This is a genomic window from Bacteroides sp. MSK.18.37 (genome assembly GCF_019129155.2).
Taxonomy (GTDB): Bacteria; Bacteroidota; Bacteroidia; order Bacteroidales; family Bacteroidaceae; genus Bacteroides; species Bacteroides ovatus.
In genome coordinates this window covers 1,451,987-1,477,520 of the sequence record NZ_JAHOIB020000001.1, presented here as the reverse complement: position 1 = coordinate 1,477,520, position 25,534 = coordinate 1,451,987, and the positions used below count along the sequence as shown (strand labels likewise).

At 43.1% G+C, this 25,534-nt stretch carries 22 protein-coding genes and 1 tRNA gene; 18 read left to right on the top strand and 5 right to left on the bottom strand.

Going from position 1 to position 25,534, the window contains the following annotated elements; all coding sequences use genetic code 11:
• Positions 1-15: 15 nt before the first annotated feature.
• Complete coding sequence (locus tag KSX81_RS06225; protein WP_229096053.1) at positions 16-1,953, bottom strand: AAA domain-containing protein; 1,938 nt, start codon at positions 1,951-1,953, stop codon at positions 16-18.
• Between the two features lie 66 nt (positions 1,954-2,019).
• On the opposite strand from KSX81_RS06225, the gene KSX81_RS06220 reads away from it, so the two are divergent.
• The 9 genes from KSX81_RS06220 to KSX81_RS06180 all read left to right on the top strand — a co-directional run bounded on the left by KSX81_RS06220 (position 2,020) and on the right by KSX81_RS06180 (position 15,238).
• Positions 2,020-4,263, top strand: a complete 2,244-nt coding sequence (locus KSX81_RS06220; protein WP_004299483.1) for an aconitate hydratase — start codon at positions 2,020-2,022, stop codon at positions 4,261-4,263.
• A gap of 3 nt (positions 4,264-4,266) precedes the next feature.
• Complete coding sequence (gene icd, locus KSX81_RS06215) at positions 4,267-5,463, top strand: NADP-dependent isocitrate dehydrogenase (RefSeq protein ID WP_004299484.1); 1,197 nt, start codon at positions 4,267-4,269, stop codon at positions 5,461-5,463.
• Positions 5,464-5,483: 20 nt separating this feature from the next.
• Positions 5,484-6,827, top strand: coding sequence for a citrate/2-methylcitrate synthase (locus KSX81_RS06210; protein WP_004299485.1), 1,344 nt, complete (start codon positions 5,484-5,486; stop codon positions 6,825-6,827).
• 193 nt (positions 6,828-7,020) lie between these two features.
• Positions 7,021-7,782 carry a DUF1295 domain-containing protein gene (locus tag KSX81_RS06205; protein ID WP_004299486.1) on the top strand — a complete coding sequence of 254 codons (762 nt, stop codon included), beginning with the start codon at positions 7,021-7,023 and terminating at the stop codon, positions 7,780-7,782.
• 51 nt (positions 7,783-7,833) lie between these two features.
• A complete protein-coding gene (locus tag KSX81_RS06200) occupies positions 7,834-9,057 on the top strand; it encodes an NADH:flavin oxidoreductase (protein WP_004299487.1) in 1,224 nt (407 codons plus the stop codon).
• Positions 9,054-9,905 carry an SDR family oxidoreductase gene (locus KSX81_RS06195; RefSeq protein WP_004299488.1) on the top strand — a complete coding sequence of 284 codons (852 nt, stop codon included), beginning with the start codon at positions 9,054-9,056 and terminating at the stop codon, positions 9,903-9,905. Before KSX81_RS06200 ends, KSX81_RS06195 begins: the two co-directional genes overlap by 4 nt.
• Positions 9,906-10,096: 191 nt before the next feature.
• Positions 10,097-12,511: a TonB-dependent receptor gene (locus tag KSX81_RS06190; RefSeq protein WP_138274536.1), complete on the top strand. Its 2,415-nt coding sequence runs from the start codon at positions 10,097-10,099 to the stop codon at positions 12,509-12,511.
• Between the two features lie 40 nt (positions 12,512-12,551).
• Entirely contained in the window at positions 12,552-13,940 is a 1,389-nt protein-coding gene (locus KSX81_RS06185; protein WP_052587887.1) for a DUF4374 domain-containing protein, read from the top strand.
• An 89-nt stretch (positions 13,941-14,029) separates the two neighbouring features.
• A complete protein-coding gene (locus KSX81_RS06180; RefSeq protein ID WP_004297602.1) occupies positions 14,030-15,238 on the top strand; it encodes a PepSY-associated TM helix domain-containing protein in 1,209 nt (402 codons plus the stop codon).
• A gap of 750 nt (positions 15,239-15,988) precedes the next feature.
• Here the strand turns inward: KSX81_RS06180 and pfkA are convergent.
• The 3 genes from pfkA to cmk form a co-directional block, all read right to left on the bottom strand.
• Positions 15,989-16,969 (bottom strand): 6-phosphofructokinase, encoded by a 981-nt coding sequence (pfkA, locus tag KSX81_RS06175; RefSeq protein ID WP_004297914.1) that lies wholly within the window; start codon positions 16,967-16,969, stop codon positions 15,989-15,991.
• Positions 16,970-17,169: 200 nt separating this feature from the next.
• Positions 17,170-18,039: a 4-hydroxy-3-methylbut-2-enyl diphosphate reductase gene (locus tag KSX81_RS06170; protein WP_004297918.1), complete on the bottom strand. Its 870-nt coding sequence runs from the start codon at positions 18,037-18,039 to the stop codon at positions 17,170-17,172.
• 8 nt (positions 18,040-18,047) lie between these two features.
• A complete protein-coding gene (gene cmk / locus KSX81_RS06165; RefSeq protein ID WP_085931522.1) occupies positions 18,048-18,734 on the bottom strand; it encodes a (d)CMP kinase in 687 nt (228 codons plus the stop codon).
• Between the two features lie 217 nt (positions 18,735-18,951).
• Between cmk and KSX81_RS06160 the strand changes: the two genes are divergently transcribed.
• From KSX81_RS06160 to KSX81_RS06120, 9 genes are all read left to right on the top strand, one after another.
• Positions 18,952-19,635, top strand: coding sequence for an energy transducer TonB (locus tag KSX81_RS06160; RefSeq protein ID WP_004306792.1), 684 nt, complete (start codon positions 18,952-18,954; stop codon positions 19,633-19,635).
• 69 nt (positions 19,636-19,704) lie between these two features.
• A complete protein-coding gene (locus KSX81_RS06155; RefSeq protein ID WP_004306794.1) occupies positions 19,705-20,679 on the top strand; it encodes a polyprenyl synthetase family protein in 975 nt (324 codons plus the stop codon).
• A 15-nt stretch (positions 20,680-20,694) separates the two neighbouring features.
• Positions 20,695-21,411, top strand: coding sequence for a hypothetical protein (locus KSX81_RS06150; RefSeq protein WP_004297925.1), 717 nt, complete (start codon positions 20,695-20,697; stop codon positions 21,409-21,411).
• Entirely contained in the window at positions 21,405-22,181 is a 777-nt protein-coding gene (locus KSX81_RS06145; protein ID WP_004327306.1) for a TatD family hydrolase, read from the top strand. Before KSX81_RS06150 ends, KSX81_RS06145 begins: the two co-directional genes overlap by 7 nt.
• A gap of 120 nt (positions 22,182-22,301) precedes the next feature.
• A tRNA-Ser gene (locus KSX81_RS06140) sits at positions 22,302-22,389 on the top strand.
• 74 nt (positions 22,390-22,463) lie between these two features.
• Entirely contained in the window at positions 22,464-23,264 is an 801-nt protein-coding gene (locus KSX81_RS06135; protein WP_004297928.1) for a MotA/TolQ/ExbB proton channel family protein, read from the top strand.
• Positions 23,265-23,270: 6 nt separating this feature from the next.
• Positions 23,271-23,756 carry a hypothetical protein gene (locus tag KSX81_RS06130; RefSeq protein WP_004297929.1) on the top strand — a complete coding sequence of 162 codons (486 nt, stop codon included), beginning with the start codon at positions 23,271-23,273 and terminating at the stop codon, positions 23,754-23,756.
• Between the two features lie 35 nt (positions 23,757-23,791).
• Positions 23,792-24,385: an ExbD/TolR family protein gene (locus KSX81_RS06125; protein ID WP_004297930.1), complete on the top strand. Its 594-nt coding sequence runs from the start codon at positions 23,792-23,794 to the stop codon at positions 24,383-24,385.
• A gap of 3 nt (positions 24,386-24,388) precedes the next feature.
• On the top strand, positions 24,389-24,859 hold the full coding sequence (locus KSX81_RS06120) for an ExbD/TolR family protein (protein WP_004297931.1): 471 nt from the start codon (positions 24,389-24,391) through the stop codon (positions 24,857-24,859).
• 122 nt (positions 24,860-24,981) lie between these two features.
• Here the strand turns inward: KSX81_RS06120 and KSX81_RS06115 are convergent, their stop codons facing one another.
• Complete coding sequence (locus KSX81_RS06115) at positions 24,982-25,521, bottom strand: GNAT family N-acetyltransferase (protein ID WP_008650303.1); 540 nt, start codon at positions 25,519-25,521, stop codon at positions 24,982-24,984.
• Positions 25,522-25,534 lie beyond the last annotated feature (13 nt).

Sequence of the window (25,534 nt, the reverse complement as noted above, 5' to 3'; positions counted from 1 at the left end):
AGGAGGATTAAATATTTAATCCTCCTTTTTAATGAATAACATCAATCTTTTATAGAAAGGATGTTTGGTAAGGGTGGAGGCATCTCCTAATATAACAAGCTTCATTCGTGCCCTTGTAATCGCTACATTCATTCTTCGCAAATCATTCAGGAATCCAATCTGTCCATCCTCGTTGGCACGTACAAGACTGATGAAAATGACATCTCGCTCCTGTCCCTGAAAACCGTCTACCGTGTTTACGGTGATGAGGCTGCGGAAAGGACGTAAAAAGCTGCTCCCTTTGATCTTTCCCCTCAAATATTGCACTTGCGCCTTGTAGGGTGAAATCAGACCGAAATCAATTCTTTCATCCAGTATCCGTTCTTTGCCGATACGTTCGATGTAAGTTTCCAGTTCTTGCAGTAGTAGGTTGGCTTCCTGCTTATTGATGCGTCCGAAACTTTCGCCTACAAAGTCTTCGTGAAAGTCCATCTCTGAAGTGTCGATCCAGTTCATGGGAGTGTCGAAATCAAGAATCCCCCGATAGCGTACTTCCGGAGCAGCTTCCAGTTCTCCATGATAAAACCAGTCAGAGGGAAACTGCATGATGGCTTCATGCATTCTGTACTGTACTTTTAATAGAGAGACCGCGGAAGGTTTTTGCTGAACTACTTTTTCCATTAATGTATGATCCAATCCTCCACAGGAGGCTTCTATACATTTGATAGTCGGCGGAAGTTGACAATGATCTCCTGCAAGGATGACCCGGTCTGCTTTGCGGATAGCGATCCAGCAGGCAGCTTCGAGGGCTTGTGCAGCTTCGTCAATGAATAAAGTCGAAAAACGACGTCCGTTGAGCAGGCGGTGGTTGCTGCTGACTAGGGTAGAAGCAATCACGCGGGCACTGTCGAAAAGATCGGCATTGATTTGTATTTCCAACTCCGTGGCGCGGTCGCGGAGACGACTCATGCGATTACGCATTCCTTCCCGTTCAGAATAACTACCCCGGCGCATCCGGCTACCCATTTCGCGGATAGATTTACGGATTCCCCAAAGCTCCGGATAGGCAGGATGACTTTCGAACCGGCGTTCGTAGGTGGATGAAAGCATTTTGTCGTTGACTCGGGTTGGATTTCCAATGCGGAGCACGGGTACTCCCCGGTCTACCAGTTTCTCACAAATCCAGTCGACAGCCGTGTTGCTTTGCGCACAAACAAGCACTTGTGGTTCCCGGTGCAATGTTTCGTAAATCGCTTCGACAAGAGTCGTTGTCTTTCCGGTTCCCGGAGGACCGTGAACAATAGATACATCACGCGTACATAGCACCTTGTTGACTGCTGTTTCCTGTGTACTGTTCAGCCATGGGAAGCGGACAGGATATAATTCGCGGAATCCCGGCTTTTGGGTACCCAACAAAATGTCGCGCAGTTCCGCCAGGCGGTTGTCTTTGGCGCGTATCGTGTCTTCCAGTGCCTCGAACATGGCCCGGTACGATGTTTCGTCAAAATAAAGTTGTACTCCCAGTATACCGTCAGTTTGCAGTTCCGCTAAAGCTCCCGCTCCGGGGAGTACAACGACCATTCGTTCTTCGTCGGCAAAGCTGACAGTAGCGATGAAATTCATGTACTTCACTTTTCCTTCGAATGACTGGTGGAAAAAGCAAACAGGACGGCCGAACTCAAAGGAATGCTCTATTTCTTTATTTTCGGTCCGTGTAATATCTATTACAAGCTGATTCAGCGAATTGTAGTAACTTCGACCAAGAGAGACAGGATACCAGCAGAGACCGCGCTTCACTTTACGGGCAACGCCCATTGTTTCGGTCTGCCGCTTAAATTCTTCCTTCTCATATTCATACTCCATCCGCAGGAGGAGTTGCTGTTGCTGAAGGTCTATAATGGGACTTTTCGGATTATTACTCATAATAGGCGCAAAGGTAACAAATCTTCGTTCCGGGTAGAAAAAATATTTCATTTTGTTAAACATTACTCGAACGTCGTTCGTTATTTTAATAGATAGACTAAAAAAACAAAAAGCAATATGGTATATGATGTGACTATGTTAGAAGCTTTCTACGCTGCTTATAAAGGAAAGGTAGAACACGTACGGGCTATACTGAAACGCCCTTTGACGTTGGCCGAGAAAATTTTGTATGCTCATCTGTATGATGTAGCCGATTTGAAAGATTACAAACGGGGGGAGGATTATGTGAATTTCCGTCCCGACCGTGTGGCTATGCAGGATGCAACTGCGCAGATGGCTTTGCTTCAATTTATGAATGCAGGTAAGGATCAGGTGGCTGTGCCTTCGACAGTACATTGCGATCATTTGATACAGGCGTATAAAGGTGCAAAGGCGGATATTGCTACGGCAAGACTGACTAATGAAGAAGTATACGACTTCCTCCGTGATGTATCTTCCCGTTATGGCATCGGCTTCTGGAAACCGGGAGCAGGAATTATCCATCAGGTGGTGCTCGAAAACTATGCTTTCCCCGGCGGTATGATGGTGGGAACAGACTCTCATACGCCTAATGCAGGCGGACTGGGCATGGTGGCTATCGGTGTTGGTGGTGCGGATGCCGTGGATGTGATGACAGGAATGGAATGGGAGCTGAAAATGCCGAAGATTATCGGTGTCCGTCTGACCGGAAAACTAAGCGGTTGGACCTCTCCGAAAGATGTAATCCTGAAATTGGCCGGCATCCTTACCGTAAAAGGAGGAACGAATGCTATTATCGAATATTTTGGTCCCGGAACTGAATCCCTTTCTGCTACCGGGAAAGCTACCATTTGCAATATGGGTGCCGAAGTTGGAGCTACTACCTCTTTGTTCCCCTTTGACGGACGCATGGCTACTTATTTGAGAGCTACCGGAAGAGATTGTGTAGTCGATTGGGCTGAATCTGTTGGTGCAGACCTTCGTGCAGACGACATTGTGACCAACGAACCATCCAACTATTACGACCGTGTAATTGAAATAGACTTGTCAGAACTCGAACCTTATATAAACGGGCCATTTACACCGGATGCCGCTACTCCTATCTCTGAATTTGCAGAAAAAGTGTTATTGAACGGCTATCCCCGTAAAATGGAGGTGGGCTTGATAGGTTCATGTACCAATTCTTCTTATCAGGATTTGAGCCGTGCAGCTTCTTTGGCAAAGCAGGTGACAGAAAAGAATTTGAGCGTTGCTTCTCCGCTGATCGTCAATCCGGGTTCGGAGCAAATCCGGGCTACTGCCGAAAGAGACGGTATGATTGAGGCTTTTGAACGGCTGGGAGCCACGATTATGGCAAATGCTTGTGGACCTTGTATCGGTCAGTGGAAACGTGAGACGGACGATCCGACACGGAAAAACTCAATCGTCACCTCTTTTAACCGTAATTTTGCCAAACGTGCTGACGGTAATCCCAACACCTATGCGTTTGTAGCTTCTCCGGAACTAACGATGGCGTTAACGATAGCCGGTGATCTCTGTTTCAACCCGTTGAAAGACAGATTGGTGAATCATAACGGAGAAAAAGTGAAACTCTCCGAGCCTGTAGGAGATGAACTTCCTTTGAAAGGTTTTGAACAGGGAAATGAGGGATATATTGCCCCCCACGGAGCAAAAACGGAAATCAGGGTAAAACCGGATTCCCAACGTCTCCAGCTTCTGACTCCTTTCCCGGCATGGGACGGACAGGACTTGCTGAACATGCCTTTATTGATTAAAGCACAGGGAAAATGTACTACCGACCATATCTCTATGGCAGGTCCGTGGCTCCGCTTCCGTGGACATTTGGAGAATATTTCCGACAATATGCTGATGGGAGCTGTCAATGTTTTCAATGGTGAAACGAACCGTGTTTGGAATCGTTCGACAAATACTTATGGAACAGTTTCCGGTACGGCAAAGATGTATAAGTCCGAAGGTATTCCGTCTATTGTTGTTGCCGAAGAGAATTATGGAGAAGGTTCCAGCCGTGAACATGCAGCCATGGAACCACGCTTCCTCAATGTACGTGTCATTTTGGCTAAGAGTTTTGCCCGTATCCACGAAACAAACCTGAAAAAACAAGGAATGCTTGCTCTTACTTTTGTAGATAAAGCAGACTATGATAAAATTCGGGAACACGATCTTCTGTCCGTATCAGGCTTAGTCCATTTCGCACCGGGGCGCAATCTGACGATTATTCTTCATCACGAAGACGGAACGAAAGAAAGTTTTGAAGTGCAACATACCTATAATGAACAGCAGATAGCCTGGTTTCGTGCCGGTTCTGCCTTAAATGCAAGATAAAAAATGAGCAAAATAACCATGCAAACAGATGGTACGTTGTTGGTACCCGATGTGCCTACCGTACCTTATATTACCGGCGATGGAGTAGGAGCCGAAGTGACTCCTGCCATGCAAGCCGTAGTGGATGCAGCTATCCGGAAAGCATATAGTGGCAAACGTCGGATCGAATGGAAAGAAGTGTTGGCGGGAGAACGTGCCTTCAACGCGACTGGTTCCTGGTTGCCGGATGAAACAATGGAAACTTTTCAGGAATACCTGGTAGGAATCAAAGGTCCGTTGACAACTCCTGTCGGAGGTGGAATCCGTTCGTTGAACGTAGCACTGCGTCAGACACTTGATTTATACGTCTGTCTTCGTCCGGTTCGTTGGTATCAGGGAGTACAGTCGCCTGTCAAATCACCGGAGAAAGTGAACATGTGTGTGTTCCGTGAAAATACGGAAGATATTTATGCAGGTATCGAATGGGAAGCCGGAACTCCGGAAGCTGAAAAGTTCTATCAATTCCTGAAAGACGAAATGGGCGTGACAAAAGTCCGTTTCCCGGAAACCTCTTCTTTCGGTGTGAAACCTGTATCACGTGAGGGCACGGAGCGTCTTGTGCGTGCTGCCTGCCAGTATGCGCTCGACCATCATTTGCCTTCCGTAACGCTGGTGCATAAAGGGAATATCATGAAGTTTACCGAAGGTGGTTTCAAAAAATGGGGCTACGAACTGGCGCAACGTGAATTTGGCGATGCTTTGGCAGATGGCAGACTGGTGATAAAAGATTGCATTGCGGATGCTTTCTTACAAAATACACTCCTGATTCCCGAAGAATATTCCGTGATAGCCACCTTAAACCTCAACGGAGACTACGTTTCCGACCAACTGGCGGCCATGGTAGGCGGTATCGGCATTGCTCCGGGAGCAAATATCAACTACCAGACAGGTCATGCCATCTTTGAAGCGACTCACGGAACAGCTCCCAATATTGCGGGAAAAGATGTAGTGAACCCTTGTTCTATAATCCTTTCGGCAGTAATGATGCTCGAATATTTTGACTGGAAAGAAGCGGCTGCTCTGATAGAGAAAGCCTTGGAACAAAGCTTCCTGGACGCTCGTGCTACACACGATTTAGCCCGTTTTATGCCGAATGGAACCTCCCTCTCTACTTCCGCTTTCACTCGTGAGATCGTGGAAAGAATTGAAAAACAAAAGTAACGAATAAAAAACGAAGAAAGATGAAAAAAGAGTACTTGATTTACAAGCTTTCCGAGGAAATGAAGGAAGCTACCCGGATTGATACAGAATTGTTCTCCAAGTTTGATGTGAAGCGCGGATTGCGTAATGAAGACGGCACAGGTGTATTGGTAGGTTTAACCAGAATCGGTAATGTAGTAGGATATGAACGTGTTCCGGGTGGTGGGTTGAAACCCATACCGGGAAAACTGTTCTATCGCGGTTATGATGTAGAAGATATTTCTCACGCTATAATCAAAGAGAAACGCTTTGGCTTCGAAGAAGTGGCTTACCTATTGCTTTCCGGACGTCTGCCGGATAAAGAAGAATTGCTTTCTTTTCGTGAGTTGATTAACGACAATATGCCGTTGGAACAGAAAACGAAAATGAACATCATCGAGTTGGAAGGAAACAACATCATGAATATTCTTTCTCGCAGTGTATTGGAAATGTATCGTTTTGACGCAAATGCGGATGATACCTCCCGGGATAACCTGATGCGTCAGAGTATTGAACTGATTTCAAAGTTCCCCACTATCATCGCTTATGCTTATAATATGCTTCGTCATGCTACTTTCGGACGTTCTCTGCATATCCGCCATCCGCAGGAAAAGCTCTCTATTGCCGAGAATTTCCTGTATATGCTGAAAAAAGACTATACCGAACTGGATGCACGCACCCTCGACCTATTGCTGATTCTTCAGGCAGAGCACGGTGGTGGTAATAACTCCACTTTCACCGTTCGCGTAACTTCTTCTACCGGAACAGATACTTATTCGGCCATCGCCGCAGGTATCGGTTCGCTGAAAGGCCCGCTTCATGGAGGTGCCAATATTCAGGTAGCCGACATGTTCCAGCACCTGAAGGAAAATATCAAAGACTGGACAAGTGTAGATGAGATAGACACTTACTACACCCGAATGTTGAACAAAGAAGTGTATAACAAAACCGGATTGATCTATGGTATCGGACATGCCGTTTATACCATCTCCGACCCTCGTGCTCTTCTATTGAAAGAACTGGCTCGCGACCTTGCCCGTGAAAAAGGCAGAGAAAGCGAATTTGCTTTTCTTGAACTGTTGGAAGAACGTGCCATCGCTACTTTCGGACGGGTTAAAAACAACGGAAAGACAGTGTCCAGCAATATCGACTTCTATTCGGGCTTCGTGTATGAAATGATCGGTTTGCCGCAGGAAATCTTCACCCCATTGTTTGCCATGGCACGTATCGTAGGCTGGTGTGCACACCGCAATGAAGAATTGACCTTCGATGGTAAACGGATTATCCGTCCGGCTTATAAAAATGTACTTGATGATTTGGCTTATATCCCAATTAAGAAACGCTGATAAGAACAAATCCTTTTATTGAATAGATAAGTAATCCCGGATGTGTGCCCGATCATTTCAGAAGCGCATCCGGGAAATTTTACATTTTCTCCTTTTTTATGTTCGTAAAAGAATGTACTTCAGATTCTTTCTATTTTTTGTATCGTCGTTTATCTCATTTTTGTTATTTTTGCGTGTTACAAAATAGATCGGTATGAGTATAGATACTTTTAATCTGTTTCTGGGGGTGATGAGCCTGATTGCTTTGTTTGTTTTTATCGCCCTTTACTTTGTGAAAGCCGGATATGGTATTTTCCGCACAGCATCGTGGGGCGTAGCTATCTCCAATAAACTAGCCTGGATATTGATGGAAGCTCCGGTTTTCGTGGTGATGTGCGTGATGTGGATCTATTCCGAACGTCGGTTCGAGCCGGTGATTTTCACTTTCTTCCTCTTCTTTCAAATTCACTATTTTCAGCGTGCTTTCATCTTCCCTTTACTATTGAAAGGGAAAAGTAAGATGCCGCTGGCAATCATGTCGATGGGAGTTCTTTTTAATTTGCTGAATGGCTATATGCAAGGAAAATGGATTTTCTATCTTGCTCCCGAAACGATGTATCAAGCCGGTTGGTTCACTTCACCGTGGTTTATTATAGGCACACTGCTCTTTTTCGCAGGTATGCTGTTGAACTGGCAGTCGGATTATATCATCCGTCATTTGCGCAAACCGGGAGACACCCGGCATTATCTGCCTCAAAAAGGAATGTACCGTTATGTCACTTCCGCCAACTATTTCGGCGAGATAGTAGAATGGGCAGGTTGGGCGATACTCACTTGTTCACTTTCCGGCCTGGTCTTCCTTTGGTGGACGATTGCTAACCTTGTTCCCCGTGCCAACGCCATTTGGTGCCGTTACCGCGAAGAATTCGGAGACGCAGTGGGAGAACGGAAACGAGTGTTCCCTTTTCTTTATTAGGGGCGCTTTTCATCACGACTTACGTATGACTTAAATAAAATATCAACTACTATGGAATCTAAACTTTTTAGCCCGGTCACCTTTGGCCCTTTGACGCTGCGGAATCGAACGATTCGTTCGGCAGCTTTTGAGAGCATGTGTCCGGAGAATACTCCCACGCAGATGTTGCTGGATTACCATCGGTCGGTAGCTGCGGGGGGAGTGGGTATGACAACAGTGGCTTATGCTGCCGTGACACAAAGCGGACTTTCTTTCGACCGTCAGTTGTGGTTGCGTCCGTCCATTATTCCCCGTTTACACGAATTGACAAAAGCTGTGCACGATGAAGGTGCCGCAGTAGGTATACAAATCGGGCATTGTGGAAATATGTCCCATAAAAATATATGTGGTGTCACTCCTATATCCGCATCTTCAGGCTTCAATCTCTATTCTCCTACGTTTGTGCGTGGAATGGAAAAAGAGGAGTTGCCGGAAATGGCGAAAGCGTATGGAAATGCAGTCAATCTGGCGAGGAAAGCCGGGTTCGACGCCGTTGAAGTACATGCGGGGCACGGCTATTTGATTAGTCAATTCCTGTCTCCCTACACCAATCACCGGAAAGATGAATATGGCGGTTCGCTCGAAAACCGGATGCGTTTTATGGATATGGTGATGGAAGAAGTGATGAAAGCGGCGGGCAATGATATGGCAGTTTTCGTAAAAATGAATATGCGCGACGGCTTCAAAGGAGGAATGGAGATAGACGAATCCATACAAGTGGCCAAACGTCTGTTGGAACTTGGCGCTCATGGATTGGTGTTGAGTGGTGGTTTTGTCAGTAAAGCGCCGATGTATGTAATGAGAGGTGCCATGCCGATTCGTTCGATGTCTTACTATATGAATTGTTGGTGGCTGAAATACGGAGTCCGTATGTTTGGCAAATGGATGATACCCTCTGTACCCTTCAAAGAGGCCTATTTCCTTGAAGATGCACTGAAGTTCCGTGCGGCTCTTCCGGATGCGCCGTTGATTTATGTCGGTGGTCTTGTTTCCCGTCAGAAAATAGATGAAGTGCTCGATTCCGGTTTTGATGCCGTGCAGATGGCGAGAGCGTTACTCAACGAACCGGGATTCGTGAACCGGATGAAACAGGAGGAACAAGCACGCTGCAACTGTGGACACAGTAATTATTGCATAGGACGTATGTATACGATAGAAATGGCTTGTCATCAACATTTGAAAGAACAAATCCCTTCCTCTTTACAAAAGGAGATTGATAAACTGGAGAAAAAATGAGTGAAATGAAATGGGCAATCATCACCGGTGCGGACGGAGGAATGGGAACAGAAATAACACGTGCCGTAGCCAAAGCCGGTTATCGAATCATAATGGCTTGTTATCATCCGAAGAAAGCGGAGGTTGTTCGTGAACGTTTGAGCAAGGAAACCGGAAACCCGGATTTAGAGGTTATGGCTATTGACTTATCTTCCATGCAATCCGTAGTTGCTTTTGCCAGTCAGATCTTAGAAAGGAATCTTCCCATCTCTTTGTTGATGAATAATGCCGGAACGATGGAGACAGGTTTTCATACTACTTCCGAAGGATTCGAACGAACGGTAAGTGTGAATTATATGGGACCTTATCTGCTTACCCGGATATTAATTCCGTTGATGGTGCGTGGAGCGCGTATCGTAAATATGGTTTCCTGTACATACGCAATCGGCAAGCTCGACTTCCCAGATTTCTTTCATAGAGGGAAAACGGGAACGTTTTGGCGGATTCCTGTTTACAGTAACACGAAGTTGGCTTTATTATTGTTTACTTTCGAACTTTCCGAGCAACTTCGAGAGAAGGGAATTACCGTCAATGCTGCCGATCCGGGAATTGTTTCTACTGATATCATCACTATGCACAAGTGGTTCGATCCGTTGACGGATATTTTTTTCCGTCCTTTTATCCGTAAACCCAAGAAAGGGGCTTCTACGGCAATCGGTTTACTGTTGGACGAGAAGGAAGCCGGTGTGACAGGACAACTGTATGTCAATAACCACCGGAAAAACTTGTCTGATAAATACACGAATCATGTGCAAAAAGAGCAGTTGTGGGAGGTAACGGAACGTGCGTTGGCGAGTTGGCTGAAGTAGGGTTTCTTTTCTTTTTTTATTTAAATTATCCAGTATTTACTTATATATAGGTATTGTACATATCTATATACCTCATTTTTGTTGTCTTATTTTTACCAATAGATAGGGATTGTTTGGCATCCCTCTTTCTGCTTACCTTTGCATCGCTTTTAGAGCAATGAAAAGGTATAAAGTAAAAAGGTAAAAAGGAGATGAGTAATAAATATTTTTGGGTTTTTCTGGCATTCTTGTTTTCCGTATCCGTATATTCACAACATGGGCGTCACCGTAATAGTTTAATTTCGGGTAGAGTAATGTCCACGGAGAAAGAAGTGGTGGATTTTGCGACAGTTTATCTGAAAGGAACCAACCAAGGATGCTATACAGATGAAAAAGGTATATATCATTTGAAAACGACAGCAGGTGAATATACACTCGTCGTTTCGGCTATCGGTTATCAAACGGTAGAAAAGAAAGTTAAATTAGCCAAGGGAGAAAGAATAAAAGTAAACGTCACTATCGCACCGGCGGTAAAAGAACTGGGAGAGGTGCTGGTCACGACATCCGGAGTCGGTCGTGTGAATCAGTCTGCTTTTAATGCGGTAGCCATTGATGCGAAGAAATTGCATAATAGTACGCAGACTTTGGCAGGTGCACTGACTAAAGTGCCCGGTGTAAAACTCCGCGAATCAGGTGGAGTGGGGGCGGATATGCAATTGTATATCGATGGCTTTAGCGGGAAACATGTGAAAATCTTCATTGACGGCATACCACAGGAGGGAGCCGGTGCCGCATTCGATTTGAACAATGTTCCTATTAATTTTGCCGACCGTATAGAAGTCTATAAAGGAGTGGTTCCTGTAGGATTCGGAACCGATGCTATTGGGGGAGTGGTTAATATTGTCACCAACAAGCAACCCGGAAAGTGGTTTATGGACGCTTCCTATTCTTATGGGTCATTTAATACTCATAAATCATACGTGCGCTTCGGACAAACGTTCAAGAATGGTTTTATGTATGAGGTCAATGCTTTTCAGAATTTCTCGGATAATGATTATTATGTAGACACTTATGTACGCGAATTTGAGATTAAAGAAGATGGAAGCGTACGTTTTCCGCCACTTGACAAAAATAAGATTTATCATCTGAAACGTTTTAATGACCAGTATCATAATGAAGCCGTGATTGGAAAAATCGGCCTGGTAGGAAAGAAATGGGCAGACCGTTTGGCGTTGAGTTTCAATTATTCCCATTTCTATAAAGAGATACAAACAGGCGTTTATCAAGATGTCGTGTTCGGTGAAAAATTCCGCAAAGGACATTCGTTGGTCCCTTCTTTAGAATATTACAAAAAGAACTTATTGGTGAAAAACCTGGATCTGCTGTTGACTGCCAATTACAATCATAATATCACCAATAATGTCGATACCGCTTCGCGGGCTTACAACTGGCGTGGAGATTTTTATGAAAAAGGCAGCCGGGGAGAACAGTCTTACCAGAACAGTGAATCTAAAAATAAAAACTGGAATGGGACGCTGAAGATGAATTACCATATCGGACAGGCGCATACGTTTACTTTCAGTCATGTAATCAGTGATTTTGAACGTACGAGCCGCTCTACCATCGGTGCTTCTTCCAAATTCACGGACTTTTCTATTCCTAAAATCACCCGTAAAAACGTCAGCGGGCTTTCTTACCGTCTGATGCCGTCGGACAGATGGAATGTGTCGGCATTTGCCAAATATTATCGGCAATACAACAAGGGACCGGTATCGCAGAATACGGATGGAATAGGCAATTATATCAATCTGTCTAATACGGCAAGCGCTCTTGGATATGGAGCGGCAGGTACCTATTTTATATGGAAAGATCTTCAGGTGAAACTTTCGTACGAAAAGGCTTTCCGTCTGCCGACCACGGACGAACTCTTTGGAGATGAAGACCTTGAAGCTGGTAAGATGAATCTGAAACCGGAGAAAAGTGATAATGTCAATTTGAGTTTCAGCTATAATCATCAGTTTGGCAAGCATGGATTGTATGCCGAGGCCGGTTTGATATATCGGGATACGAAAGATTATATAAAAAGAGGACTGGACGTATTGGGAGGAACAAGCTACGGATATTATGAGAACCACGGTCACGTAAGGACCAAAGGGTATAATTTGTCATTGCTTTATAGCTTCTCGCGTTGGTTTGATATAGGAGGAACATTCAATAGCATCGATACTCGTGATTACGAAAAGTTTTTGGCGGGTTCCTCTTTGCAAGAAAGCATGCACTATAAAGTGCGTATGCCGAATCTGCCCTATCGTTATGCTAATATCAATGCAAATTTTTATTGGAATGACCTGTTTGTCAAAGGAAATGTATTGAGCATCGGCTATGATAGCTACTGGCAGCACGATTTTCCTCTTTACTGGGAGAATCTCGGAGATAAAGATTCAAAGAATATGGTGCCGGAACAGTTTTCTCATAATCTGTCTTTGTCCTACACCATGAAGAATGGACGTTATAATGTATCATTTGAATGTCGGAATTTCACCGATGCCCAACTGTTTGACAATTTTAGTCTGCAAAAAGCGGGGCGCGCATTCTATGGAAAGTTCAGAGTGTTTTTCGGTAAATAATAAGAGTCAGTTTTTAGTATCAATCAATAATAAAGAATATATGAAGAAGTTTTTATTACAGGCTTTTGCCGTAGCTTTTTGTTTGGGTAGCGGTGTGTTTGTGGCATCTTGCGACGATGATAATAATCCGGTGGATAACCCGCCAATTGATGGAGAAACAGCTTATGTGGTGGCTGCCACAACTGGTGAAGCAAGTTATTTGGTAGTAGCCAATTCTTTGGATGAAGGAACAGTGTCGACTCAAGGGAATGGAACCGAAGTGATTGGCGGTACCTATTGGGTATATAAAGGACTGGATTATGTGTTTGCTTTAGTTTATAATAAAGGTGGCGCAGGTACAGGAGCTTCCTATTATCTGGGGGCAGATGGTAAAATGAAAGAAAAGTACACATACACTTATAATCGTATCACGTCATACGGTACTTGGGGGGACAAAGTGGTGACTGTTTCCACCGGGGACTCGAAAATAACGGATGAGGATCAGAATGTGGCTCAAGCATTGTTGTTCAACTATTTGGATGCGACCGATGGCAGTCAGGAAGAGGGTACCTTGCTTGCCGAAAATTACTTGGGTAATGGTGAAAAAGTTTCATGGGCAGGTCTGGTTGAAGCTAACAATAAGATTTATACATCTGTCATCCCAATGGGAATGAGTAAGTACGGTATTAAAAAATGGCCGGAAGCTGTGACAGATCAGGAACTTGTGACTAAGACTGACGGTGGTAGCGGCAGCGGTGCATATACAGCCGGTGTCATTCCTTCTACACAATACCCGGATAATGCTTATGTGGCAATTTATAGTGGCACGAACTTCAATGAGACTCCGGTGATTGCCAAGACTGATAAAATAGGCTATGCATGCGGTCGTATGCGTTCACAATATTATCAGACCATTTGGGCCGCTGATAATGGTGATGTCTATGTGTTCTCTCCCGGATATGGACGTACGGCAGTTTCATCTTCAGATTTGAAGAAGGTAACAGGACAGAAGCCTTCGGGCGCAATGCGTATCAAAGCAGGCGCAACAGATTTCGATCCGGATTACTATGTGAACTTTGAAGAGATAGGCACTAAACATCCTATTTTCCGTTGCTGGCACATCTCTGAAGATTACTTCCTGCTTCAATTGTATAAAAAGGGAGCGGAAGATATGATTAATGGTGGTACAAGTGCAGATGTTAGCGAATTAGCTGTTTTCAAGGCGGAAGATCAGACGATTATGCCTGTTACAGGTCTGCCGGCTGACGGAAAGTTTGGTGGCGAGCCTTATGGAGAAAAAGGGTATGCTTATATGGCTGTCACTGTGACTACGGGCGAGAAACCGGCCTTCTATAAAATAGACGCAAAAACAGGCAAGGCAGTCAAAGGTTTAACGGTAGAGGCTGACGCTATCACTACGGTAGGTAAGATGGAATATCTTTCAAAATAATACAGTCGGTTAAATAGAGAATCTTTTGTAGATAAAAGCCTGCCGAGCGGAAAGCTTTGCAGGCTTTTTCAAGAAATAGGATTGAAAACATGAAAAAAATATTCAGAAAGATACATTTGTGGCTTTCCGTCCCTTTCGGACTGATAATAACTCTTGTCTGCTTCTCCGGTGCCATGCTGGTATTTGAAAATGAGGCGAATGAGTGGTTTCGACGCGATCTTTACTACGTAGAAACGGTAAAGGAGTCTCCTCTTCCTATGGATAAGTTGCTTGAAAAAGTGGCGACGACATTGCCTGACAGTGTATCGGTGACCGGTGTCAGCATATCTTCTGATCCCGGACGTGCGTATCAGGTTAGTCTTTCCAAACCACGTCGTGCATCTTTGTATGTAGACCAGTATACGGGCGAAGTAAAAGGAAAAAGCGAGCGTAGCGGCTTTTTTATGTTTATGTTCCGAATGCATCGCTGGCTTCTGGATAGTATGAATCCGGGAAATGAAGGAATCTTTTGGGGCAAAATGATTGTAGGTGTCAGTACGCTTTTACTTGTTTTTGTACTGATTTCGGGAATTGTCATTTGGTGGCCGCGTACACGTAAAGCATTGAAGAATAGCCTGAAAATAACAGCAACAAAAGGTTGGAGAAGGTTTTGGTATGACTTGCATGTGGCAGGCGGAATGTATGCTCTGATCTTTCTACTGGCTATGGCACTGACGGGATTGACCTGGTCTTTTCCGTGGTATCGGACGGCTTTCTATAAGGTCTTCGGGGTGGAAGTACAGCAACGTGCCGCCCAAGGACATGAACAGAAAAGTGATGCTCAAAAGAGGGATACCAAACTGGCAGCCCATCGAGAAAAGAAAAGAGAAGGAAATGAGGTTCGAAAGGGTGAAAGAGGCGGACGTCCGGAAAACAATCACAGTGATATGTACTCGGTAACTTCACCATTCGTTTATTGGCAGGAGATTTATGATAAACTAGGACGTCAGAATCCGGAGTATAAGCAAATCAGTATTTCTTCTGGTACGGCAAGCGTGTCTTTCAACCGTTTCGGGAATCAGCGGGCATCTGACCGTTATTCTTTCAATACGGATAATGGTGAATTTACAGAAACAAGTCTTTATCAACATCAAGACAAGTCGGGAAAGATTCGTGGTTGGATTTATTCTGTGCATGTTGGTAACTGGGGAGGAATGTTTACTCGCATACTTACCTTTATTGCTGCCTTATTGGGGGCTGCACTACCACTGACTGGATATTATTTATGGATAAAAAGACTCATAAAGGTACGGAAATGAATGAAATTTTTTCCTACTATAAAGTTGAAAAACATAAAAACATCTGCCACCTGCAACGAAACGCGTGTAATACACTAGTTAATAGATAGTTGTAACGTTGCAGATACCTGTGGCAGATAGGTTGCAGATAAAGTATCTGCAACACGTTATATAATCAAAGAAAAAGCCTTGATTCCTTTATCCAAAGCTATGGGATAATTGGGGTGACTCTATGGAGAATTTGTGGTATCTCTACGGGGAACGACAGTATCCTTACGTAGAAACTGTAGTGTCCCGCCTTAGAAACTCTCGTTTCCTGCCGTGGAAATTGTAATTTCTAATGCCGGAAACGACAGTTCCCCGCCTGGAAACGGGAAGTTAATGTATACAATAAACTTTTGCACCCATGGAGAATTGGCTTTGCAAGGCTTATACTGTGTGGCAGATACTTTGATCTGCAACCTATCTGCAACAGTATCTGCAACGTTACAACTATCTATTAACTAGTGAATTACACGCGTTTGGTTGCAGGTGGCAGATGTTTTCATGTTTTTTCAACTTTATAGTAGGAGGATTACGCATCAAAATTAGGGTCGCAACCGTAAGTCATAAAACAAATTCACCTCTGTGTCCTCCGTGTCCTCTGTGGTGAAAAGAAGCATTGAATAAATGAAAGAAGAGCGGTGAATGATAAGGAAATCTCCCGTTCATCCACCGCTCTTTATCTTATATTATATACTGATATAAGCTGAACTCCTAAAAATAAAAAGATTAGATTGAAAGCTCTTTCAATACAGTGACAAGATCTCTCTTGATTGGTTTGTCATTCTTAATAGCCTTGCTGAACGGTACGTAAACGATTTCATCATGTTCGATTCCGATCATTACGTTACGTTGATCTTCCATAATAGCATCGATAGCAGCAGCACCGAGGCGGCTTGCCAGGATACGGTCGTGGGCAGTCGGGCTACCACCACGTTGCAAGTGACCTAAGATCGTCACACGTACATCGTATTGCGGGTATTCGTTTTTCACACGTTCGGCATAATGCATGGCTCCTCCGGTCAGTTCGCTTTCGGCTACCAATACAATACTACTGTTTTTTGATTTACGGAATCCGTTCTTGATAAACTCTTCCAGTTGGTCGACTTCCGTACTGAATTCCGGAATAATAGCAGCTTCCGCTCCCGAAGCGATTGCTCCGTTCAGTGCAAGGAAACCGGCATCACGTCCCATCACTTCTACAAAGAACAAACGTTCGTGTGAAGTGGCCGTGTCGCGAATCTTATCCACAGCGTCCAATATCGTATTTAATGCAGTGTCATATCCGATGGTAGTATCTGTACCGTAAAGGTCATTATCAATAGTTCCCGGCAGTCCGATACATGGAACATCAAATTCCTGTGCAAAGATGCGTGCACCTGTCAGTGAACCGTCTCCACCAATGATAACCAAGGCATCAATGCCTTCTTTTTTCATATTATCATAAGCCAACTGGCGACCTTCCGGAGTCGTGAACTCTTTACAACGGGCTGTTTTCAGGATAGTACCACCCAACTGGATGATATTACTCACATTCTGACTCTTAAATTCCTTGATTTCACCCGTGACCAGACCTTTATAGCCTCTGTATATACCTTTGACTTGCAATCCATTGTAGATAGCTGCACGTGTCACTGCACGTATAGCAGCGTTCATTCCCGGAGCATCACCTCCGGAGGTCAAAATTCCGATACACTTAACTGTTCCCATATAACAATCTCTCATTAATTAGTTTGACGCGGCAAATGTACAATAAAAAGTTGAAAGCAGTGGTTATGAAGTTTTTTTTCGTATGAAGAAAACATTAAAAATGTTCAAATTGCCCTTTCTTGCTTTCTTTTATTCATTCGTGTTACTTTGCCGTTTTTTCTTATGTTGCTTTGCTATTATTCTTTATATGAATAAAGCAATTATTCTTTGATAAGCGTCCGAATGTGATTGTAAATCTTCTCCATCAACCATTTCGGAGTAGAAGTCGCCCCACATACACCAATCGATTTTACGTTTTGAAGAAGAGAAGGATCGATTTCTTTCTCGTTATCTATCAAATGCGAATTAGCGTTCACCTTCAAACATTCTTCAAACAGCATTTTTCCGTTCGAACTCTTTTTGCCGCTGACGAAGAAGATCAAATCGTGTGTAGCCGCAAACTCCCGGAGCTTAGGCATACGGTTGGCAACCTGACGGCAGATCGTATCATAATATTCGAAAGTTGCCTCCGGTGAAATATGTTGTTTGAAGTATTCTACGATTTCCTGAAATTCGTCCAGTGACTTGGTTGTCTGTGAGAAAAGGCGGATACTTTTATTTAAATCCAACTTTTTGGCTTCTTCTGCCTTTTCGATGACAATTGCTTTTCCATCTGTTTGACCCACCAATCCCAGCACTTCAGCATGACCGCTTTTGCCGTATATGACAATTTGTTTTTCTTTGTCACTGTCTGCCAGATACCCTTGTCTGATACGTTTTTGCAAACGTAATACTACCGGACAGGTCGCATCGATAATTTCTATATTATTTTCACGGGCAATCATGTAAGTTTCCGGTGGCTCTCCGTGTGCGCGAAGCAATACTTTGGCATTCTTCAGTTGTTTGAATTCTTCCCGGTTGATCGTGATTAATCCCATCGTTTTAAGCCTTTCCACTTCCCGGCTATTGTGTACAATATCTCCGAGACAATAGAGAGTCTCTCCCTTTGCCAACTCCTCTTCTGCCTTATGAATGGCTGTCACCACACCAAAGCAGAAGCCGGAATCTTCGTCTATCTCTACCTTGATCATAAAGCAAATTATTTACTTACCTTATTAAATTGTCCGAAAAGCCATTCCTTTTGCTCTTCAATCGATAAGTGGGTGTTATCCAGAAGCAGAGCATCTTCAGCTTTGCGAAGTGGACTTACTTCCCGGTTCTGGTCGATATAATCCCGTTGTTTCACGTTTTCCAGAATTTCGTCGAAGCTGGCTTCCTGTCCTTTTGCTTTCAGCTCGTCATAACGGCGTTGAGCACGGATTTCGGGAGTGGCGGTTACAAATATTTTCAGTTCCGCATCCGGGAAAACGGTAGTTCCTATATCCCGGCCATCCATGACGATGCCCTTTTCCTTTCCCATTGCTTGTTGCTGCGCCACCATTTCTTCACGTACGAAGTCAAGCGTACTGATAGGGCTCACTTTGGAAGAAACCTCCATTGAACGGATTTTATTCTCCACATTCACGCCGTTCAGATACGTGTCGGGACGTCCGGTTTCCTTATTCAGCTGGAAAGATATACGAATGTTCTTGATTTCTTTTTTCAGTTTCTCCGTATCGATCACGTCTCCGTTGAAAATCCCGTTCTCTATACTATATAAAGTGACCGCACGATACATGGCTCCACTGTCAATGTAAATGTAACCCACTTCGCGGGCAAGATCTTTGGCCATTGTACTTTTTCCACAAGAGGAAAAACCATCGATTGCAATTGTTATCTTTTTCATATTCAGTTCATCTGATTTGTTCGCCAAAGATACGGTAAATTTGAAAATCAACCATAAGTTTGCCGTTAAAAGGAGCAAGACAAGTACGAAAGAATTAAAAAAGTTAAAAAGCCGGATAAAAAGAGGCAAAGAGGGGAACGAATACATGAAAATGTACTATATTTGCCCGGAGACACATGAAAGGACACTTTTTTTTAATCATTATATTAATAAATTTATGGAAGTTAAAAAATCACCCAAGGCAGACCTGGAAGGCAAGAAGTCTACATGGTTGCTCGTTGGTTACGTGGTAGTTCTAGCTTTCATGTTCGTGGCGTTCGAATGGACCCAGCGTGACGTGAAGATAGATACAAGCCAGGCAGTAGCCGATGTCGTGTTTGAAGAGGAAATTATTCCTATTACCGAAACCCCTGAACAAGCAGCTCCACCACCACCTGAAGCTCCAAAGGTAGCAGAATTGCTGGAGATTGTGGATGATAAAGCTGATATTGAGGAAACAACAACTATTATCAATGAAGATAATCAAGCTCGTGTAGAAGTAAAATATGTGCCTGTACAAGTGGTTGAAGAAGAACCGGAAGAACAGACTATTTTCGAGGTTGTAGAAAATATGCCGGACTTCCCGGGCGGACAAGCAGCTTTGATGCAGTATCTGGCAAAAAATATTAAATATCCGACTATCGCACAGGAAAACGGAACTCAAGGACGTGTTATCGTACAGTTCGTTGTTAACAGAGACGGTAGTATCGTAGATGCGAAGGTTGTACGTAGCGTCGACCCGTATCTGGATAAAGAAGCCCTCCGTGTGATTAATACCATGCCGAAGTGGAAACCAGGTATGCAGCGCGGAAAACCGGTACGTGTTAAATTTACAGTTCCTGTGATGTTTAGATTGCAGTAATTTGTAACACTATAAATGGAGAGGCTGCTTTCGGCAGCCTCTTTTTATTCATTAATTTTTTTATTCATCATGTTTACAGCTTCTCAATTACTCGATAAGATAAATAATCATATTTCTGAAATCCAGTTTACCCGGACGCCGAAAGGACTTTATGAACCGATTGAATATATCCTTTCTCTGGGTGGGAAGCGGATACGTCCTGTATTAATGTTGATGGGATATAACTTGTATCGGGAGGATGTTGCGTCTATATACGATCCTGCCACTGCGATTGAAGTTTACCACAATCACACCTTGTTGCATGATGATTTGATGGATCGTTCGGATGTGCGCAGAGGGAAACCTACCGTGCACAAGGTCTGGAATGATAATACTGCTGTACTTTCGGGAGATGCTATGTTGATTCTGGCATTTCGGTATATGACGGGTTGTCCACCGGAACACCTGAAAGAAGTGATGGATTTATTCAGTTTGACTACACTCGAAATCTGTGAAGGACAGCAACTGGATATGGAATTTGAATCTCGCTGTGACGTTACAGAAGACGAATACATTGAAATGATTCGTTTGAAAACAGCCGTGTTGCTTGCGGGTAGTCTTAAAATAGGTGCAATTCTGGCAGGAGCGACTGCTGAAGATGCAGAAAATCTATATAATTTTGGAATGCATATTGGAGTAGCATTCCAGTTACAGGATGATTTGTTGGATGTATATGGTGATCCGGAAGTGTTCGGGAAGAAGATAGGTGGAGACATCCTCTGCAATAAAAAAACATATATGCTTATCAAAGCACTGAACCGTGCGGATGAAAAGCAGCATGCTGAATTGAATCGTTGGTTGAATGCGGAGGCTTTTCAACCTTCTGAAAAAATCGAAGCGGTAACTGAAATCTATAATCAGTTGAATATCCGCAATATTTGTGAAAGCAAAATGCGTGAATATTATACGTTCGCTATGGAAAGTCTGGCGGCGGTAGCTGTTGCGGAAGACAGAAAAAAAGAACTGAAGAATCTGGTGAAACTATTAATGTATCGTGAAATGTAGTTAAGTATCGGAGATATGCCTTATAGACGACTACCAAATACTGATCAAGCAAGAGTTCGGGCGCTGAAAGCGGCTGTCGAAAAGGGAGAGATGTATAATGTGCGTGACTTGGCTATTACATTGAAGACATTATTTGAAGCGCGTAACTTTTTGCATCGGTTTGAGGCAGCGCAAATTTATTATACCCAGTGCTACGATAATCAGTCGCGTGCCAGCCGTAAACACCAGATGAATGTGAAGACTGCCCGGCTGTATATCTCTCATTTTATTCAGGTGCTCAATTTGGCAGTGCTTCGTGATGAAATCAAGGTGGCACATAAAGAGTTATATGGCTTGCCTGCTTCCAATACCGTACCGGACCTGTTGAGTGAAGCCTCTCTGGTAGAGTGGGGGAAGAAAATAATCGAAGGCGAACAATTAAGGACCACTCAAGGTGGCATACCTATTTATAATCCGACTATTGCACGCGTAAAAGTGCATTATGATATTTTTCTGGAAAGCTATGAACGGCAGAAGAACTATCAGGCATTAACCAATCGTAGTCTTGATGAACTGGCGTCTATGCGTGACCGTGCCGATGAATTGATTCTGGATATCTGGAATCAGGTAGAAGCCAAATACCAGGATGTCACTCCCAATGATACCCGATTAGAAAAATGCCGCGACTATGGACTGATATATTATTATCGCTCCAGCGAAAAAATAAAAGAAGAAAAAGAAATATCATGTTGATCGATACTCATTCTCATCTTTTTGTAGAAGAATTTACCGAAGACCTGCCTTTGGTGATGGAACGTGCGCAGAAAGCGGGAGTTTCCTATATTTTTATGCCCAATATAGACAGTACGACCATTGATGCTATGTTGTCGGTTTGTAGGGATTATCCGGGATTTTGCTATCCGATGATCGGACTGCACCCTACTTCTGTCAATGAATCGTATGAACAGGAATTAGCGATTGTTCACAAATACTTGTCGACTTCCCGTGAGTTTGTGGCTATCGGAGAAATAGGTCTTGATCTTTATTGGGACAAGACTTTTCTGAAAGAGCAAATCTTGGTTTTTGAAAAGCAAATAGAGTGGGCGCTGGAATATGGTCTTCCCATTGTAATCCATTCAAGAGAAGCGTTTGAATATATATATAAGGTAATGGAACCCTATAAAAATACCTCTTTGACTGGCATTTTTCATAGTTTTACCGGGACATCGGAAGAAGCGGCGAAATTGTTGGAATTTGAAGGATTTATGTTAGGTATCAATGGAGTTGTAACTTTCAAGAAATCGACTTTGCCGGAGGCATTGACGACTGTTCCTTTAGAGCGCATTGTGCTCGAAACCGATTCTCCCTATTTGGCTCCCGTGCCGAACCGGGGAAAGAGAAATGAAAGTGCCAATGTGAGAGACACACTCATGAAGGTGGCTGATATTTATCAGAGGGATCCGGAGTATGTGGCACAGGTCACTTCTGTGAATGCGTTAAAAGTGTTCGGAATCCGCAAATAAGGTTCGAAAGGTTTTAAATTATATTAATTTGCAGTATTTATTCAAGATAAAAGGGGGAGAATGCTTCTTGAAAAGAAAAAAAAGAATACATTTGTAGCTGAAAATGCTGAAAACACAGAGGGAGAGATGCTCGAGTGGTTGAAGAGGCACGCCTGGAAAGCGTGTATACGCCAAAAGCGTATCCGGGGTTCGAATCCCCGTCTCTCCGCAGAAATGAAAGAGAGATGAGAAGTAAATACAATAATAATAATCAATTAATTAATCTTAAAAATTAGACACACAATGAAAAAGTTATTTGCAATTGTTGCTGTGATTGGGGCCTTCACTTTTGGCTCAATTCAACTTGCTCAGGCTCAAGACGCTCCTGCAGCAGAACAAACTGAACAACAAGCTGCTCCTGCCGCTGAAGCTACTACAGCTACTGCTCCTGCTGCAGAAGAGGGTGGTATTCACAAGGAAATCAAAGTTAAATTCATCGAAGGTACTGCATCTTTCATGAGTTTGGTAGCTATCGCTTTGGTGATCGGTTTGGCTTTCTGTATTGAACGTATCATTTATTTGAGTTTGGCTGAAATCAACACAAAAAAATTCATGGCATCTATCGAAGCTGCTTTGGAAAAAGGTGATGTTGAAGCTGCTAAAGACATTGCTCGTAACACCAGAGGCCCGGTTGCTTCTATCTACTACCAAGGTTTGATGAGAATCGATCAAGGTATTGACGTAGTTGAGAAGTCAGTTGTATCTTATGGTGGTGTACAGGCAGGTTACCTTGAAAAAGGATGTTCTTGGATCACACTGTTTATCGCAATGGCTCCGTCACTCGGATTCTTGGGTACTGTAATCGGTATGGTGCAGGCATTTGATAAAATCCAGCAGGTAGGTGATATCTCTCCGACGGTTGTTGCAGGTGGTATGAAAGTTGCCTTGATTACAACTATCTTCGGTTTGATTGTAGCATTGATCCTTCAGGTATTCTACAACTACGTACTTTCTAAAATTGAGGCTCTTACAAGTGAAATGGAAGATTCTTCTATCTCTTTGCTTGATATGGTAATCAAATATAACTTGAAATACAAAAAATAATCTAAAATGAGTAAGTTAACATATAGAATATCGTATTACGCACTGTATGCGATGTTTGCTATTATTCTGATCGTTATTGGCTTGTTCTTCTTAGGAGGAGATGCCTCGGGCGATGCCTTAATTCCGGGAGTAGATCCCGAAATGTGGCAACCGGCTCAAACAGACGCCTTACTCTATCTGATGTACGTTTTGTTTGGCTTAGCCATTGCAGCCACTGTTATTGCTGCTGTATTCCAATTTGGTGCAGCTTTGAAGGATAACCCGGCAAATGCCATCAAGTCTTTACTTGGTTTGGTTCTTTTAGCTGTTGTTCTTATTGTAGCTTGGGCAATGGGTGATGGTACACCAATGCAGATTCCTGGCTATAGTGGTACAGACAATGTTCCTTTTTGGCTGAAAGTAACTGATATGTTCCTTTATTCTATTTACATATTGTTGTTTGTGACAGTTGTTGCAATCATTGCGAGTGGTATAAAGAAAAAATTGTCGTAATCAATTGAGGATACTCGATTAAATAAGTTATTAAAATGGCAAAAGGAAAAAGAAAAGTTCCTGATATAAACTCAAGTTCTACGGCGGATATTGCTTTCTTGTTGCTGATCTTCTTCTTGATTACAACATCAATGGATACGGACCGTGGTTTGGCAAGACTTTTGCCTCCACCACCCGAAGATGAAAAGAATGAGAATACCGATAAAATTAAAGAACGTAACATCCTGCAGGTTTATCTGAATAAAGATGATGCTTTGATGTGCGGGAATGATTATATTGGTGTTGATCAGTTGAGGCAGAAAGCCAAAGAGTTTATTGCTAACATCAATAACGCTGAGAATATGCCGGAAAAGACACAAAAAAATGTCGATTTCTTTGGTACTACTCTTGTTAATGATAAGCATGTAATTTCTTTGCAGAATGACCGCGGGTCTTCTTATCAGGCATATATAAGTGTGCAGAACGAATTGGTAGCTGCATACAATGAATTGAGAGATGAGTTAGCTCAAGAAAAGTTTGGGGTTACTTACGCTGAACTGAATGATGCACAGCAGAAAGCTGTTCGTGAAGTTTATCCGCAACGAATTTCTGAAGCAGAACCTAAAAAATACGGAGAAAAAAAGAAGTAAGTAATGGGAAAATTTAATAAGACTGGTAAACGTGAAATGCCGGCATTGAATACTTCTTCGTTGCCTGACCTTATCTTTACCTTGTTGTTCTTCTTTATGATTGTAACAACGATGCGTGAGGTAACATTAAAGGTGCAGTTTACACTTCCGCAAGGTACTGAACTCGAAAAACTGGAGAAGAAATCACTGGTAACATTCATTTATGTAGGGGAACCTACACAAGAATATCGCGCGAAAATGGGTACTGAAAGTCGTATTCAGTTGAATGACAGTTATGCTGAAGTGGGTGAAGTACAAGACTTCATTTTTCAGGAACGTGCGAGTATGAATGAAGGCGATGCTGCTAAGATGACTGTGTCTCTGAAAGTAGATCAGAAGACAAAGATGGGTATTGTTACTGATGTAAAAAATGCTCTTAGAAAATCTTATGCTTTGAAGATTAACTATTCGGCTACGAAACGTGGTGAGAAGTAATTAGTTAATTCAATATATATAAAAAGGGCGTTCAATTCAAATTGAACGCCCTTTTTATATATACGTAGCTGGAGTAAGGTTTTCCATTTGTGAAACTAATTTCGAGCTGCTACCTAATTTAATTAGTTGTCTTTTACTCCATATACTTCTTTATGTATTCTCTTTTTGATTGTTTCAAAATCCTTTTCACAATCCAATTCTCCGTGTACCATTAAATACATGGGCAGAAAATCATCTCCGGGCTTGTAAGGAGGTTGGCTATAGTCTTTTTCCCACAGCGTAAAGCCTTGACGTTGATAAAAGCTGATACGTCGTTTTGCCATTTCCTCTATCGGACGTTCTACTTCCAATACGATCGGGCGTTTCAAATAATTGCATAAGTATTCCAGCGTGCGTTTTCCATAGCCTCCATTTCGCAGGGCAGGATTGGTTGCAAAGTGTTCTACATAGTAGAAACTGTCAAAATCCCAATAGGTAATGAAGCCGACTGGCAGGTCATCATCAAAGATGATGTTATTATGAAAGTTGCCCGTACGATCAGTGTACTCGCGCAGTTGTTCCAACTGACGGTACTCTTCCGGTGGAAACGAATCAATTAGAAGCTCTTCCATGAATTTGTAATGTTGCAGATCCGACGTACTAATTGGTTGAAGTCTAATCATGAGGTTTGGGTTT

What these genes read in the sequence shown, in the direction of transcription:
- KSX81_RS06225 (WP_229096053.1), bottom strand. Translation starts at nt 1,953, where the DNA reads ATGAAATATTTTTTCTACCCGGAACGAAGATTTGTTACCTTTGCGCCT.
- KSX81_RS06220 (WP_004299483.1), top strand. Translation starts at nt 2,020, where the DNA reads ATGGTATATGATGTGACTATGTTAGAAGCTTTCTACGCTGCTTATAAA.
- icd (WP_004299484.1), top strand. Translation starts at nt 4,267, where the DNA reads ATGAGCAAAATAACCATGCAAACAGATGGTACGTTGTTGGTACCCGAT.
- KSX81_RS06210 (WP_004299485.1), top strand. Translation starts at nt 5,484, where the DNA reads ATGAAAAAAGAGTACTTGATTTACAAGCTTTCCGAGGAAATGAAGGAA.
- KSX81_RS06205 (WP_004299486.1), top strand. Translation starts at nt 7,021, where the DNA reads ATGAGTATAGATACTTTTAATCTGTTTCTGGGGGTGATGAGCCTGATT.
- KSX81_RS06200 (WP_004299487.1), top strand. Translation starts at nt 7,834, where the DNA reads ATGGAATCTAAACTTTTTAGCCCGGTCACCTTTGGCCCTTTGACGCTG.
- KSX81_RS06195 (WP_004299488.1), top strand. Translation starts at nt 9,054, where the DNA reads ATGAGTGAAATGAAATGGGCAATCATCACCGGTGCGGACGGAGGAATG.
- KSX81_RS06190 (WP_138274536.1), top strand. Translation starts at nt 10,097, where the DNA reads ATGAGTAATAAATATTTTTGGGTTTTTCTGGCATTCTTGTTTTCCGTA.
- KSX81_RS06185 (WP_052587887.1), top strand. Translation starts at nt 12,552, where the DNA reads ATGAAGAAGTTTTTATTACAGGCTTTTGCCGTAGCTTTTTGTTTGGGT.
- KSX81_RS06180 (WP_004297602.1), top strand. Translation starts at nt 14,030, where the DNA reads ATGAAAAAAATATTCAGAAAGATACATTTGTGGCTTTCCGTCCCTTTC.
- pfkA (WP_004297914.1), bottom strand. Translation starts at nt 16,969, where the DNA reads ATGGGAACAGTTAAGTGTATCGGAATTTTGACCTCCGGAGGTGATGCT.
- KSX81_RS06170 (WP_004297918.1), bottom strand. Translation starts at nt 18,039, where the DNA reads ATGATCAAGGTAGAGATAGACGAAGATTCCGGCTTCTGCTTTGGTGTG.
- cmk (WP_085931522.1), bottom strand. Translation starts at nt 18,734, where the DNA reads ATGAAAAAGATAACAATTGCAATCGATGGTTTTTCCTCTTGTGGAAAA.
- KSX81_RS06160 (WP_004306792.1), top strand. Translation starts at nt 18,952, where the DNA reads ATGGAAGTTAAAAAATCACCCAAGGCAGACCTGGAAGGCAAGAAGTCT.
- KSX81_RS06155 (WP_004306794.1), top strand. Translation starts at nt 19,705, where the DNA reads ATGTTTACAGCTTCTCAATTACTCGATAAGATAAATAATCATATTTCT.
- KSX81_RS06150 (WP_004297925.1), top strand. Translation starts at nt 20,695, where the DNA reads ATGCCTTATAGACGACTACCAAATACTGATCAAGCAAGAGTTCGGGCG.
- KSX81_RS06145 (WP_004327306.1), top strand. Translation starts at nt 21,405, where the DNA reads ATGTTGATCGATACTCATTCTCATCTTTTTGTAGAAGAATTTACCGAA.
- KSX81_RS06135 (WP_004297928.1), top strand. Translation starts at nt 22,464, where the DNA reads ATGAAAAAGTTATTTGCAATTGTTGCTGTGATTGGGGCCTTCACTTTT.
- KSX81_RS06130 (WP_004297929.1), top strand. Translation starts at nt 23,271, where the DNA reads ATGAGTAAGTTAACATATAGAATATCGTATTACGCACTGTATGCGATG.
- KSX81_RS06125 (WP_004297930.1), top strand. Translation starts at nt 23,792, where the DNA reads ATGGCAAAAGGAAAAAGAAAAGTTCCTGATATAAACTCAAGTTCTACG.
- KSX81_RS06120 (WP_004297931.1), top strand. Translation starts at nt 24,389, where the DNA reads ATGGGAAAATTTAATAAGACTGGTAAACGTGAAATGCCGGCATTGAAT.
- KSX81_RS06115 (WP_008650303.1), bottom strand. Translation starts at nt 25,521, where the DNA reads ATGATTAGACTTCAACCAATTAGTACGTCGGATCTGCAACATTACAAA.